This is a genomic window from Ruminococcus turbiniformis (genome assembly GCF_020687545.1).
In the GTDB taxonomy this organism is placed as follows: domain Bacteria; phylum Bacillota; class Clostridia; order Lachnospirales; family Lachnospiraceae; genus Mediterraneibacter; species Mediterraneibacter turbiniformis.
In genome coordinates, this window is the sequence record NZ_JAJEQX010000005.1 from 82,305 (window position 1) to 97,624 (window position 15,320).

Below are 15,320 nucleotides of genomic sequence, written 5' to 3' on the forward strand. Positions count from 1 at the left end.
ACGGCGGTGTGCAGAGAGGAGAATCAATGGCGCGGAGAAAACGAAGGAGAGGAAGAAGACGCAGGACAGGATGCGCCGGGGCACTGATTGCCCTGGCACTGATCGGAGCTTTCGGCGCTTACGCGGTGCCCTGGGCGGTATCCGAATACGGCGGCAGCTTAAAGGAAGTGATCAGTACCGCGGTGAGAAGCACGGTGAGCAGCGCGCTTGAACAGCAGGCGGATTTTCCGGAGCTGACCGTGACGGAAGAGGAGGTCGCAGGCGACTTCTATTTTCAGCAGTTAAGCGCGGAGGAGCAGACAGTATACCGGGAACTTCTGCAGGGCGTAACCGCGATGGAAGAGCGGATCCTGCTCCATGCGGGGAGAGAGGATTCTCCGGCGCGGGTGTATGAGTATCTGATTTACGACCGCCCGGAGCTCTTCTGGTGCAGCGGCAGCTCCCAGATGACGGTTTATGACGATTATACGGAATTCTATCCGGAGTACACATGTACGGCGGAGGAGAAGGCAGTACGGCAGAGTGAGATTGACAGCGCTGTCTCAGCCTGCCTTTCGGGAATTTCGGACGGAGCTTCAGATTATGACCGGATCCGCTATGTTTTTGAATATCTTGTCAATACGGTGGATTACGATGAAAGCGCGCCGGACAATCAGAATATATACAGTGCGCTCGTGGGGCAGAGATCCGTGTGTGCGGGCTACTCCAGGGCAGCCCAGTATCTTCTGAAAAACCAGGGGATCGAGTGTATCTATGTGATCGGGACGGCACAGGGGCAGGATGCTCACGCGTGGAATATTGTAAACTGCGGCGGGGCATATTATCAGATGGATGTGACCTTCGGCGACCCGGTGTTCCTGGCGGCGGAGAACGGGGAAGCACTGCCGCAGAATGTGATCAACTATGACTATCTCTGCTGTACGGATGCGGAGATTGCGGCGGATCACGAGCAGAGCACGGAAATTGCGTATCCGGCTTGTGTCTCGGAGGATCTGAACTACTACCGGATGAACGGGATGTTCTATGAGTCTTATGATCCGCAGATGCTTCTGAGCGCCATGAATGACAGTGTATACGCGCAGGAGTCCATGTTTGTGTGTAAATTTTCTGATGCATCTGTCTATGAACAGGCATATGAGGGCGTGATCGGAGAGCTCCTCCCGGAGGCGGCACAGAATCTGGCGTACGCGTACGGGCTGGAGCGGGTGACATACTCCTATGTGGAGGATGAAACGCATTTTAAAATTATGATTTTCTGGGATTACGGGCAGTGAACGGCGAAGTTTTGCGCCTGCTTATCAGCAGATGTTATGAATATTAATAAGTTTTAATGCGTATTTGCAGGGAAACTCACTGTTGAAATATGCAAAAACTTGTAGTATAATTTTTACAATTTGAGAACGAGGGCGCTCTGGATCAAAAGACTCCAAGAGTGCCTTTGCTATGCAATGGCATAGGCAGAGCCGCGGATGTATGTGCGGGCCAGCACTGCGCGGTGTGTGATCAAAGGATGATACCACGGAATTATGAAGGGAAAGGGTGAACAGATGAAGGCTTTTCTAATCTTGGAAGACGGTACTGTTTTTACAGGGACAAGCATCGGTTCTTCGCGCGACTGTATCAGCGAGATCGTATTTAACACTTCAATGACCGGCTATCTGGAGGTCTTAACAGACCCGTCCTACGCGGGACAGGCGGTTGTCATGACATATCCCCTGATCGGGAATTACGGAATTACCCCGGATATGGAATCAAAGAAGGCGTGGCCGGACGGATATATTGTGAGGGAACTCTCAAGGATGCCGAGCAATTTCCGCTGTGAGGGAACGATTCAGGACTTCTTAAAAGAACAGGACATTCCCGGGATCGCAGGAATTGATACCCGCGCTCTCACGAAGATATTAAGAGAGAAGGGTACCATGAACGGCATGATTACCACGAACGAGGATTATGATCTTGACGAGATCCTTCCGAAGCTTAAGAGTTATACAGTCGGGGACGTGGTCACAAAGGTGACGTGCCCGGAGAAATACGTGCTTGAGGGAGACGGCCTGAAGGTGGCGCTTCTCGACCTGGGAGCCAAGAATAATATTGCGAAGTCTTTAAACAGCCGCGGCTGTGAAGTGACCGTTTATCCGGCCTACACATCCGCAGAGGAGATCATTGCATCGAAGCCCGACGGCATCATGCTCTCCAACGGCCCCGGAGACCCGGCGGACTGCACATCTGTGATCGAAGAAATCAGAAAACTCTATGAAACGGATATTCCGATTTTTGCAATCTGTCTCGGACATCAGCTTATGGCGCTTGCCACAGGGGCGTCCACCCACAAGCTGAAATACGGACACCGCGGCGGAAACCACCCGGTAAAGGATCTGGAAACCGGAAGAGTGTATATCTCCTCTCAGAACCACGGCTATGTGGTGGATGAGGAGTCGGTTGATCCGAAAGTGGCGGTGCCGGCGTTTAAGAATGTAAACGACGGGACAAACGAGGGACTCGCCTATGTTGGAAAGAACATTTTCACGGTTCAGTTCCATCCGGAAGCGTGCCCGGGACCGCAGGATTCCGGCTATCTCTTTGACAGATTTATTGACATGATGAAAGGAGCGAAATAATGCCCAGAGATTTAAGCATCAAAAAGGTACTTGTTATCGGGTCCGGCCCGATTGTCATCGGCCAGGCCGCGGAATTTGACTATGCGGGAACACAGGCATGCCGCTCCCTGAAGGAAGAAGGAATTGAGGTTGTTCTCTTAAACTCCAATCCTGCGACGATCATGACGGACAAAGATATCGCTGACCGCGTATATATTGAGCCCCTCACTGTGGAAGTGGTGGAGCAGCTTATCAAAAAGGAGAAACCGGACAGCGTTCTCCCCACGCTTGGAGGACAGGCGGGACTCAACCTTGCCATGGAGCTTGAGGAGGCCGGTTTCTTAAAGGAGAACGGCGTGCGCCTGATCGGTACGACGTCAGAGACGATCAAAAAGGCGGAGGACCGGCTGGAGTTCAAGGCGACGATGGAGAAGATCGGGGAGCCGGTGGCAGCCTCCCTTGTCGTGGAAAACGTGGATGACGGCCTTGCCTTTGCAAATAAGATCGGTTATCCGGTTGTGCTCCGCCCGGCTTATACGCTCGGCGGAAGCGGCGGCGGCATCGCCCATGACTCCCACCAGCTTGTGGAGATCCTGGAGAACGGACTCCGTCTCTCCCGCGTGGGACAGGTGCTTGTAGAGCGCTGCATCGCGGGCTGGAAGGAGATCGAGTATGAGGTGATGCGCGACAGCAAGGGAAACTGCATCACGGTCTGCAACATGGAAAATATCGACCCGGTAGGCGTGCACACCGGAGACAGTATCGTTGTGGCTCCGTCCCAGACGCTGGGCGACAAGGAGTATCAGATGCTGCGTACATCTGCGCTCAACATTATCAGTGAGCTTAACATCACAGGCGGGTGCAACGTGCAGTATGCGCTGAACCCGGATTCCTTTGAATACTGTGTCATCGAGGTAAATCCCCGTGTGAGCCGTTCCTCCGCGCTCGCGTCCAAGGCGACAGGTTATCCGATCGCCAAAGTGGCGGCGAAGATCGCGCTCGGATACACGCTCGATGAGATTAAAAACGCTATCACACAGAAGACGTATGCAAGCTTTGAGCCCATGCTGGACTATGTGGTTGTAAAGCTTCCCCGTCTGCCCTTTGATAAATTCATCAGCGCCAAGAGAACGCTGACAACACAGATGAAGGCCACAGGAGAGGTCATGAGTATCTGCAACAATTTCGAGGGAGCACTCATGAAAGCGATCCGCTCTCTGGAGCAGCATGTGGACAGCCTGATGTCCTATGATTTTACAGGGCTCTCCATGGATGACCTGATGGAGCAGCTTGAGATCGTGGACGACATGCGCATCTGGAGGATCGCGGAGGCTATCCGCCGGGGCGTTGACTATGATACAATCTACAATATTACAAAGATTGACCGCTGGTTTATTGATAAATTCGCTATCATCGTGGAGATGGAAAATGCGCTTAAAAACGAGGAACTTACGCCGGAGCTTTTAAAAGAGGCGAAACGGATCGAGTTCCCGGACAACGTGATCGCACGCCTGACAGGAAAGAGCGAGCGAGAGATTCACGACATGCGCCATGAAAACGGCATTGTGGCAGCGTACAAGATCGTTGATACCTGTGCCGCAGAGTTCGCGGCGGAGACCCCGTACTACTACTCCGTTTACGGCAGTGAGAACGAGGTGGAAGAGACGAAGGACAGGAAGAAGGTCCTTGTCCTGGGTTCCGGCCCGATCCGTATCGGACAGGGAATCGAGTTCGATTTCTGCTCTGTGCACTGTACATGGGCATTTGCAAAAGAAGGGTACGAGACGATCATCGTGAACAATAACCCGGAGACGGTAAGTACTGACTTCGATATCGCGGACAAGCTGTACTTTGAGCCTCTCACTCCGGAGGATGTGGAGAGTATCGTAGACATTGAGAAGCCGGACGGAGCAGTCGTTCAGTTCGGAGGACAGACGGCCATCAAGCTGACCGAAGCGCTTATGAAGATGGGCGTGCCGATCCTCGGTACATCCGCGGAGAACGTGGACAAGGCAGAAGACAGAGAACTCTTCGACGAGATTCTGGAAGAGTGTGAGATCCCGCGCCCCACAGGCGGAACTGTATTTACGGCGGAGGAGGCCAAAGAAGTGGCAAACCGCCTTGGCTATCCGGTGCTCGTGCGCCCGTCCTACGTGCTCGGCGGACAGGGAATGCAGATCGCCATCAACGACAACGACATCGACCAGTTCATCGGCATCATCAACCGGATCGCACAGGATCACCCGATCCTTGTGGATAAATATCTCCAGGGCAAGGAGATCGAGGTGGATGCGGTGTGCGACGGAACGGATATTCTGATTCCGGGAATTATGGAGCACATCGAGCGCGCCGGAATCCACTCCGGAGACAGTATCTCCGTCTACCCGGCCCAGAGCCTGACGGACGGAGCGAAGGCGAAGATCGCGGAGTACACGAGAAGACTTGCAAAATCGCTTCACGTCATCGGTATGATCAATATTCAGTTTATTGTCTGCGGAGACGAGGACGTGTATGTCATCGAGGTGAACCCGCGTTCCAGCCGTACTGTGCCGTATATCAGCAAGGTGACGGGCATCCCGATCGTGCCGCTTGCGACGCAGGTGATCATCGGGAAGAAGATCAGAGAGCTCGGATATACGCCGGGACTTCAGCCGGAGGCTGACTATGTGGCAGTCAAGATGCCGGTATTCTCCTTTGAGAAGATCCGCGGCGCTGATATCAGCCTGGGGCCTGAGATGAAGTCCACAGGCGAGTGCCTCGGTATTGCGAAGACGTTCGATGAGGCGCTTTACAAGGCATTCATCGGCGCGGGAATCAAACTGCCGAAGTTCAAAAACATGATTATGACCGTGCGCGACGAGGATCAGCCGGAAGCGGTGGAGATCGGCCGCAGGTTCGAGGCTATCGGCTACCATATCTTTGCCACAAGCGGAACGGCGAGAGCTCTTAACGCGGCGGGAGTGAAAGCGACGCCGGTGAGAAAGATCGAGCAGGAGTCACCGAACCTTCTTGACCTGATTCTGGGACACAAGATCGACCTTGTCATCGACATCCCGGCTCAGGGTGCGGAACATTCAAAGGACGGTTTCGTCATCCGGAGAAATGCAATTGAGACAGGCGTGAACGTGCTCACTGCCATTGATACGGCCGAAGCACTTATCACCAGCCTTGAGAATACAGATATCAGGAAGCTGACGCTGATCGATATCGCGAGAATATAGAGCAACAGTTCAGCTGTCTGAACGTGAAAAAAGTTATAAAAGACCGCAGGAAATGTGCGTATGTATGCGTGGATTTCCTGCGGTTTTTGTGCGATACGCCCGGAGGGCGGCCGTGCTTGCACGAGCGTGCATCCGACGAGCAAAAGTACGGCAAGCATGTTATAATAGAAGAATGAGTGGAAACCAAAGAGGAAAAATCATACAGGAGAAACCGACATGGATATACAGCTTTACTATACAGAGAAAGGAAACGGAACCCCGCTGATTCTGCTCCACGGAAATGGGGAAGACAGCAGTTATTTTGGACATCAGACAGAATACTTTTCTCAAAAATACCGGGTGATTGCCCTTGATACGAGAGGACACGGCAGATCCCCCAGAGGAAGTGAAAAGATTCCGTTCACAATCCGCCAGTTCGCGGAGGATCTTCATGACTTTATGGACGAAAAAGGAATAGACAGAGCGCATATTCTCGGATTTTCAGACGGAGGAAATATCGCCCTCGTGTTTGCGTTGAAATATCCGGAGAGGGTGGATCATCTGATCTTAAACGGGGCGAATCTGGATGCATCCGGCGTGAAGCCGTCCGTACAGATCCCCGTTGAAGTCGGATACCGCATCTGCAGGTTCCTGGCAAAAAGAGAACGCAGCCATGATACCGCCGGATCCGCGGTGCGAAAGGCGGAGATTCTCGGGCTGATGGTGAATGATCCTAATATCCGCCCTGAGGAGCTCTCGGAAAATAAGAATCCTGATTTTGTAAACATGCCGAAGCTCGTGATTGCCGGAAATAAAGACATGATCAAAGACGAGCACACCCGGCTGATCTACGCGAGTCTGCCGAATGCGCAGATCCGGGTGCTGGAAGGGAGTCATTTTATCGCGAAGGAAAACCCGGAGGAATTTAACCGGGCGGTGGCGGAATTTCTGGAGTGAGGGCTGTCCGGGGAATTCCCGGAATGAAGATGGGATTTTGGAAATTTCCGGAGAGAGCTGCTTTTGGAGCCGGTTATATATCAGCTCCGAGAGCAGCTTTTTTTCGAAATTCAGACGGGGTTTTGCTGTATACTTCTTTAAACTTCGCAATAAAATAGCTCTGGTTTGCATATCCCAGGTATTCTCCGATTTCATTCACCGTATAACTGCTGTTCTGAAGAAGGAATCTGGCTTCTTCCATTTTTACTCTGTGGATATAATCTACTATCCGAATTCCCGTTTCATCAAAGAATTTTTTCGAAAGCCGCCGTTCGCTGTATCCGCTTACTTTAGCCAGATCCTTCAGCAGGATCTTCTCGTGTGTATGCTTCTGGATATAATCACAGCATATCTGTACAGGATATGAGTAATCATTTGCTTTTATCCTGGATACATGTTCGCAGAAGTCAAAAAACATCTGATGTATAAGTTCATCCAAATGTTTCAGATCAGTCATACTGTCCATGTGCTGACAGTAAATATCTGCCAGAGAACAGGCGGTTTCGTAATTCATTCCACCGCGTATTGCCGCACGGGCGGCAACAGCCGCAGAGGTTACAAACATATAGCGTTTCTGTCTGGCGGAATCAAATGACAGTACGCCCAGACGGCCTACAATTGTCTGATGAAGAAGATGTTTAAGCATGACAGTATTACCATGCTCGATCGTATCTAAAAGCTGATTTTCCCAGCTTTGCGGGGTATGGAAACCGGAACTTTCCCGGCTGTCTACAATATAGGAAGCCAGACTCGGCCGAAGCTCTTTTCGAAAATATACCGGCTGTTTCATATAGATATCTTCAGGTTTTATTGTCACTCCGGCATACAGATAAACTGCCAGACAGAAACCGTTGATATATTCTATCTCAGTAATCGGATTCAGGCTCATCAGAAGACGTCCCGCCGCATCCCGGTTGTCGCTGTAAAGAGAGCTGTCCAGCCAGGGAGCGATCTCTGTCCAGGAGTATCTGCATGGGACAGATGGTCCGTATATAAGCCCCTTCGTTTCGGTAAGCTGATAGATCCCGAGAAAAAATCCGGGATTCAGAAAATGCACGACAGGAGTCCCCGATGGAAGCTCCTGCATATGGAAATCCCAAAGACAGATTTCTGCAAAACGATCGGTGAAAAATTCCGCATCCATTCCGAGAATGCGAAAAGAGATCCTGCCGTCTTCAACTGTGCACAGCGGAACACCTGTGGTGCCGTAAAGTAATTTATAAACAGAGTTATCCATTGTTCAGCCTTCTTTTTGGTACAATATTGTTATTAACGATACTATTTTAGTATAACATAACCCCCTGTCAGAGTAAAATGAATTTATCAAAAATACAGGAGGTTTTGAAGATGAAACAAACAACAGTAACAATTGAGGAAAGTACACATGAGGTGTCACCGCTTCTGTACGGGCTGTTTCTGGAGGATATCAGCTTTTCGTGCGACGGAGGGTTGAACACCAATATGGTGATCAATCACAGTTTTGACGGTGTTTACATGGATTCATCCTACAGTCAGCTGGCTGCTCTGGAGGAGAAAAAAGCACCGGACGTATTTCCGGACCGGCTGCGTTACTGGGAGTTTGAGGGAGGAAAGATTGTAAGCATGTCAGATGAGCCCGCTTCAGAGTGGAATCCCTGGTACGCAAGACTTGATATTTCATCCGGCGGTGTTTTAAAAAACAGAGGATACAATGGAGGACATGGCAGAAAGGAAAATGTATTTTCCATACGGGAAGGACATTGCTATGAGATGTCGGTATATTTAAGGAATGTAAGCTATGAAGGGACGATCACTGCTGCGGTAAAAGACAGTTCCGGAAGGCTCCTGACAGACTCCGGCGAGCTCCTTTCAGGCCCGGAATGGAAAAAGTGCACGATCCGCTTACAGGGAACCGCAGCCGGACGGGGAGCTCTTGAGATTGCTTTTTCAGGGGAAGGAGTTATTGACATCGACTGTATTATCTTTTCAGACACAGATGTATGGGGAAAGGATGATGAGCGCTGGAGTGGAGGACATTTCCGGAAAGATATGGTAGAAGCGCTTAAAGAGTTAAAACCCAGGTTTATGCGCTTCCCCGGCGGATGTATTGTAGAGGGGGCATACCCGGGAAATGAATATGCGTGGAAAGATACAGTCGGCCCGGTTATCGACCGGTCGCCGCAGGTTAATCTCTGGGCGGCGCTCACAGAGGACAAGGGATACTGCCAGTCCTACCAGATCGGATTTTATGAATTTTTCCTGCTTTGTGAGGATCTTGGAATTGAGCCGCTGCCGATCGTATGGGCCGGACTTAACTGCCAGTTCCGCTCAAACGAAGTGATTGATACGGAAAGTACGGATTTTTATGAGAAGGTAGTACAAAATGCGCTTGATCTGATTGAATATGCAAACGGGGATCCCGCAGTCAGCAAGTGGGCAAAATTAAGGGCAGATGCGGGTCATCCGGCTCCCTTTAACATGAAGATGATCGGGATCGGAAATGAGAATTATGGGGCGGATTATCATAAAAAGTTTGAGATCGTGAAAAGAGAAATTCAGGCCAGATACCCTGAAATGAGATGTGTCATGTCATCCGGTGCTTTCCCGGATGGAAAGGATTTGGACGATACGTGGGAAACAGCCAATGAAAAATTCCCGGACGTATGCATCGATGAACATTTCTATAAGAGCAACGAATGGTTTTACAGCCAGATTCACAGATATGACTCTTACAGCCGTGAAGGAGCAAAGGTTTTTATCGGAGAGTATGCTGCAAATGATCTGACGACGGAACATAAAATGAATACGTTCGGTTCCGCGCTGGCGGAGGCGGCCTTTCTTACAGGTGTTGAGAAAAACAGTGATGTCGTTGCAATGACAAGCTATGCTCCTCTGTTTGCCATGAGTGAGGGAATGCAGTGGTCTCACAATCTGATCTGGTTTAACCCGGAATACATCTTAAAAACACCAAACTATTTTGTTCAGCAGATGTTTGCGGCGCACATTGGAGAGAACGTGATTGACTATAAGGGGATGCTTCCGGAAGGTGTTTATCTGTCAGTGACGGCCGATAAAAACAGATATTATGTAAAGATTGTCAATACCGGAGATGGTGACGCAAATATCCGAATTGATTTCGATGAAAAGATTAAAGGGCAGGTTTCCTGTACCAGTATGCACAGTGACGATCTGGAATGCGCCAATGAACTGACCTTTACAGGGACACCGGTCTATCGTATTACGCCGGAAACATATGAGCTGCTGTGCAAAGACCACGTACTTGAGGTCCTTCTTTCGTCTCACAGTATAAATGTGTATGAGATAAGTAAACTGTAAAGGCAGGTGAAAGAGTATATGAACAATTCGAAAATAAAGGGAAAATATGCGTATGCGCTTGGAATGATTTCCTACAATGCAGAATATCTTGTTGTTTCATATTTGAGTTATGCACTTACGAACAGTTATGGACTTAGCGCTATAATTTCAGGAAGTATTTTCCTGTTCAGCAGGCTGTTTGACGGAGTTACAGATGTAATTGCGGGTATTGTCATAGACCGCCTGAATCCTAAAATGGGCAAAGCCAGAGTTTATGATCTGCTTCATGTTCCGCTATGGGTGTGTCTGGTACTTGTATTCAGTGTCCCTGACGTAGGACTTACTGCAAAAATTATATGGGTTTTTGTGTTCTACAATCTGCTTCAGTCCGGAATTGCTACCTTTATGAATATAGCAGAGCCGCTTCGTTTACAGCGGAGTTTTCGTGAAGACGCGCGCGTGCAGGTAATGAAAATAACTTCCATGGCTTCAACACTTTTTTCATTTCTGGTCAGCTTCACGCTCCCTGTACTGATCGACAGGTTCGCGTCCCGGCCGCACGGGTGGACGATTATAAGTATGATATTTGCAGTTCCTTTCGCAATCTGCGGACTGTGCCGTTTCTTCCTCCTGCCTGAGCTTCCGGAGGAACAGAATTCAGAAGAAAAGAAAGAAAAAATTACTCTGTTCGACAGCCTGAAAGCGCTTTTTCAGAACAAATACGCTCTCCTGTACGGCGGTGTAATGATATGCTGGGCAATGTATAATACGATGAGTGCCGGAAATATGACATACTATTTCCAGTTCGTTTATGGAGACATTAAAGCGCAGAGTATCATGTCCTTCCCGACACTGTTCACACTGATTTTTATTGCTGTAATACCCAAATTTATAGAAAAGGGCGGCAAGGTAAATACTTTAAGAATCGGATTATTTATGGCGATGATCTGCCAGGCGGCAAAACTGCTTATGCCTACAAATATAGTATGGCTTGTACTGATGCAGTTTGTCTCTACATGCGGCATTATGGCGCTGAGCTTTATGAAACCGCTTATGACAATCGACTGTATGACATACGGCAAATGGAAAACAGGTAATTCCGTCGAGGCGGCATATTCCACAGTCAACAGTCTTTCTGACAAACTTGGGCTTGGCTTGGGGAGCTTCGCGCTGGGGGCAATTCTTGAACTGGGCGGTTATGACGGAATGCAGGCTGTACAGAGCGCTTCAGCTGTTTTTACCATCAAAATGCTCTTTACGTTGATTCCTGCAGCCCTTATGGCGATTGGGCTTCTCTGCCTTGCATTCTATAACCTTGAAAAGAGACTGCCTCAGATAGAAAAAGAACTGAAAGAAAAATAAACGGAAAGAGAAAGCTCTGTCAGTCTGGTATTATATCAGTCTGTCAGGGCTTTTTCATGTAAAAGGAGTCGGTACGGGTTCTTTTTGGAGTTCCTTTCTGTCAGACTTGCGCAGTCTGTACTGCCTGGGCGTCATCTGACAGTATTTTTTAAATTCCTTATAAAATTGAGTGGAATTATGAAAGCCGACAGACCCGGCAATCTCATTGATATTCCGGTCGCTGGACATCAGCAGTTCAGCGGCCTTTTTTATACAGATATAAGAACCGTAGTCATGGATGCTCAGCCCGGTGTACTGTCTGACAATTTTATAGAGATTGTCCCCGGAATAGTTGAAATGCGCTTCCAGATCGGAGCGGGTCACTTTCCGGTCGGAGGACAGCATATAGTCACGGATGCTGTAAAAAAGCTCCTGTTCTTTTGCTGTGCCGGAGGCGGCGGGAGTGTTGCTGAATTTTGTATCGTCAAACAATTCCATCATGAGATGACTGGAAAAGAACGCCAGTTTAAGCGATGCACTGTCAGAAGGCGCAGATAATTCCATGATCATTTTTTCAAAAAGGTCGTGGATATGATTCTGTATCCATTCATAACCGTTGGCGGGAATAAAATCAATATAGTGCCTTTCTGAGCCGAGATATTCTCTGAGGCGGCTGCAGGCGGGACTGTTTTCCGCAGAGAAATATCTCGGGAAGCTTACAAGTCTCTGCATAAACTCTCTGCTGATTTTAAAGAATAAAACACGGCAATCTGTATCATATTCCTCCGTATGCAGAACATAAGGACTGACCAGGCAGCATCCGCCGGCTGGATAATAATGTCTGTCATGTTCGATATTCTGATAGATTTCGCCATCTATTACAAACAGAAATTCATAGTATTCATGGGAATGCAGAGGGCTCATGCTGTTTGCGTTGAAAGTGGACAGTACTTTGATTTCTTCTGCAGAGGAAAAGGATGCATAAGAGGTACCGGATATATTATTTTCATAGATGATGAATGCATTATCCGTATGATCTGCTGAATTCCTTAACTGCAATATCTCGACAGGCCCGGTCATGTCATGGGCGTTTGCCCGGGCGAGTTCGGGTAATTGTGATACTGGAGCGACATCTGCTTCAAAAGGTGTTTCCGGAATGTTTGAGGAAAGAAAAAACATAGGACCTCTCTTTCTTGAAAATGATATAAATTGTGGTATAAATCTATTGTTATGGACATTTTATATCGGATTTAAATGTACTAATATGAATATAGCAAAAAAATTACAAGTATTCAATATTGCGACCGGAGAGAGGTCGCAACCGGAAAGGAGCGGCTACAATGGAAAAAAGACTTTTTAATCAGGGATGGACAGTGAGTGCCGGCGATGGAAGTTCGCTGGCAGCGTTAATTGGCGGCGCGGCGGATCCGCCGAAGCAGATCACTCTTCCACATGATCATCTGGTAGAAATTCCACGCAACCCGCAGGAACCAAACGGCCCGGGAAATGGGTTCTTCCACGAAGAAGATATGGTATATAATACAGTATTAAATCTGGATGAAAGTGCGGCAGGCAAACGGATATGGATGGAATTTGAGGCCGTATACCAGAATGCGTTTGTTTATGTGAACAATGCATTTGCGGGCAAATGCGCCTATGGCTACAGCAATTTCTATCTGGACATTACGGACTATGTGAAAATCGGACAGCCCAATCCGGTAAAAGTGGTTGTGAAGAACGGTGTTCCCAGCGGAAGGTGGTACACAGGCGGAGGAATTTACCGCGATGTAAATCTTATGATTGCCGATCCTGTCCACATCATGCCGGACGGGGTTTTCGTCAGGACGGAAAACGCAGATACCGATATAGCGGAGATTGCCGTATGTACAGAGGTGGCAAATGATGAGGCGTCCATGAAAAGCATTGTCCTGAAAGCAAAGATTTTTGATAAGGACGGAAATCTCGCGGCTGAGGGAAACATGCCGGCGACTTTGAGAGGCAACACTGCTGATACATATAAGCTGAGGCTCTTTGTAAAAAGTCCGAAGCTCTGGGATGCAGAAAACCCGAATCTGTATACATATGAAGTATCCGTATGCGGGGAAGACGGGGAAGATACAGTACTCGATACAGAGAGCGGAACATTCGGTATCAGAAAAATGCAGCTTGACCCGGTAAATGGCCTGCGCATAAATGGCAGGACCGTAAAACTCAGAGGCGGATGTATCCATCATGACAACGGAATCATCGGGACAAGGGAATTTACCTTCGCGGCAGAAGAACGGATCCGGACGCTGAAGGAGGCAGGATTCAACGCTGTCAGAAGCTCTCACTACCCCATGAGCAGAAAACTGCTCGAAGCCTGTGATAAATACGGTATGTATGTCATGGATGAGTACGCGGATGTGTGGACATCCTCAAAGGTTGCGTATGACTACAGTATGCATATGACCGAGTGGTGGGAACATGACATTGCCAGCCTTGTGAGAAAAGATAAAAATCATCCGTGTGTAATTATGTATTCTATCGGAAATGAAATTCCTGAAGTGGGCAATAAAATCGATGCCGGCTGGGGGAAAAAGATTGCTGACCGGATCCGCGAACTGGATCCCACGAGATATGTGACAAACTGCATGAATCTGCTGCTTGCAGGGATGGACATGCTGGCGCAGATGTTTTCCGGTGCCCGGGGGCAGGAAGCAGAAGCAGGAGCGGATCAGCCGTCAGGTGAGATCAATTCCATGATGAATAATATGGGAGACGTTATGGCGCAGCTGATGCAGAGCCCGATGCTGGCAAAGGCTACAGAGGAGGCTGCTTCGCAGGTGGATATCGTAGGTTACAATTACGCGCTGGGAAGATATGAACCGGGGGGAAACGAGTATCCGAACAGAATCATTGTAGGCTCTGAGACAAACCCGCCGGATCTTGATAAGAACTGGGAGGCAGTGGAGAGGCTTCCCTATGTGATCGGCGATTTCGACTGGACAGCCTGGGATTATCTCGGGGAGAACGGCATCGGCGGATATACATACGGCGATGATGCCGCGAATCCGATGGGGGCGATGTACTCCCCGTATCCGTGGAAAGCAGCCTACTGCGGGGATGTGAACCTGATCGGGGACAGACGCCCTGTAAGTTACTGGAGAGAAATGATCTGGGGATTCCGCACGGAGCCGTACATTGCGGTTCAGCCGCCTGAGCATTACGGCGAGACAAAGCACGGTTCCCAGTGGTGCTTCTCCGATGCATACAGAAGCTGGAACCATAAGGAATATACAGGGAAGGAGATTGCAGTTGAAGTTTATGCGGCAGCCGATGAGGTAGAACTTCTCGTAAACGGAAAGTCCGTCGACAGAAAGAGGACCGGAGAGCCGCATAAGTATATGGCAGTATTTGACACCATATACGAGCCGGGCCGGGTCGAGGCGGTTGCATACAAAAACGGTGTGGAGACAGGCCGCGACGTTCTGACCACAGCAGGGGATGACGTGAAACTTGCAATCGATGTCAGGACTTTGGCGGGCACAGAGGCCGATGCAAAACTTCCGGCAGACGGTACGGATATCGCCTATGTGGATGTGTCTGTCGTCGATGAAAACGGAGTTCTGAATATGGACAGAAAAATGAAAGTGTCCGTATCCGTTGAAGGGCCGGGAGAAGTGATCGGGTACGGCTCCGCGGATCCGAAGAGCGGGGAAAACTATTACGATATGGAAGCCATGACGTATGAAGGCCGTATCCGCGCGGCAGTCAGAGCCAAGGGAGAAGGGCTTGTCAAAGTGACGTTCCGGGCAGAAGAAAAGAGTTACAGTGTGACGATTACAGCAGAATAAATGAAACGCAGGCTTTATAAAATTGTCTGAATACAACAAAAAAACTTTTGAATTTT

The 15,320-nt window shown here is 49.1% G+C and carries 9 protein-coding genes; 7 read left to right on the top strand and 2 right to left on the bottom strand.

Annotation, left to right across the window (positions count from 1 at the left end; translation table 11 throughout):
• Window positions 1-26 precede the first annotated feature (26 nt).
• The 4 genes from LKD70_RS04325 to LKD70_RS04340 all read left to right on the top strand — a co-directional run bounded on the left by LKD70_RS04325 (window position 27) and on the right by LKD70_RS04340 (window position 6,754).
• Window positions 27-1,274 carry a transglutaminase domain-containing protein gene (locus LKD70_RS04325; RefSeq protein ID WP_227706810.1) on the top strand — a complete coding sequence of 416 codons (1,248 nt, stop codon included), beginning with the start codon at window positions 27-29 and terminating at the stop codon, window positions 1,272-1,274.
• Between the two features lie 273 nt (window positions 1,275-1,547).
• Entirely contained in the window at window positions 1,548-2,618 is a 1,071-nt protein-coding gene (locus LKD70_RS04330; protein ID WP_227706811.1) for a carbamoyl phosphate synthase small subunit, read from the top strand.
• Window positions 2,618-5,818, top strand: a complete 3,201-nt coding sequence (carB, locus tag LKD70_RS04335) for a carbamoyl-phosphate synthase large subunit (RefSeq protein ID WP_227706812.1) — start codon at window positions 2,618-2,620, stop codon at window positions 5,816-5,818. Before LKD70_RS04330 ends, carB begins: the two co-directional genes overlap by 1 nt.
• Window positions 5,819-6,034: 216 nt before the next feature.
• Entirely contained in the window at window positions 6,035-6,754 is a 720-nt protein-coding gene (locus tag LKD70_RS04340) for an alpha/beta fold hydrolase (protein ID WP_227706813.1), read from the top strand.
• Between the two features lie 73 nt (window positions 6,755-6,827).
• On the opposite strand, the gene LKD70_RS04345 is transcribed toward LKD70_RS04340, so the two are convergent.
• Window positions 6,828-8,030, bottom strand: a complete 1,203-nt coding sequence (locus tag LKD70_RS04345) for an AraC family transcriptional regulator (protein ID WP_227706814.1) — start codon at window positions 8,028-8,030, stop codon at window positions 6,828-6,830.
• A 110-nt stretch (window positions 8,031-8,140) separates the two neighbouring features.
• On the opposite strand from LKD70_RS04345, the gene LKD70_RS04350 reads away from it, so the two are divergent.
• Both LKD70_RS04350 and LKD70_RS04355 read left to right on the top strand, forming a co-directional pair.
• Entirely contained in the window at window positions 8,141-10,108 is a 1,968-nt protein-coding gene (locus LKD70_RS04350) for an alpha-L-arabinofuranosidase C-terminal domain-containing protein (protein ID WP_227706815.1), read from the top strand.
• Window positions 10,109-10,126: 18 nt separating this feature from the next.
• Entirely contained in the window at window positions 10,127-11,449 is a 1,323-nt protein-coding gene (locus tag LKD70_RS04355) for an MFS transporter (RefSeq protein ID WP_227706816.1), read from the top strand.
• A 54-nt stretch (window positions 11,450-11,503) separates the two neighbouring features.
• Here LKD70_RS04355 and LKD70_RS04360 read toward each other — a convergent pair whose 3' ends face one another.
• Window positions 11,504-12,607: a helix-turn-helix domain-containing protein gene (locus LKD70_RS04360; protein ID WP_320442583.1), complete on the bottom strand. Its 1,104-nt coding sequence runs from the start codon at window positions 12,605-12,607 to the stop codon at window positions 11,504-11,506.
• Between the two features lie 161 nt (window positions 12,608-12,768).
• Here LKD70_RS04360 and LKD70_RS04365 point away from each other — a divergent pair, with 161 nt between their 5' ends.
• On the top strand, window positions 12,769-15,264 hold the full coding sequence (locus LKD70_RS04365; RefSeq protein ID WP_227706817.1) for a glycoside hydrolase family 2 TIM barrel-domain containing protein: 2,496 nt from the start codon (window positions 12,769-12,771) through the stop codon (window positions 15,262-15,264).
• Window positions 15,265-15,320 lie beyond the last annotated feature (56 nt).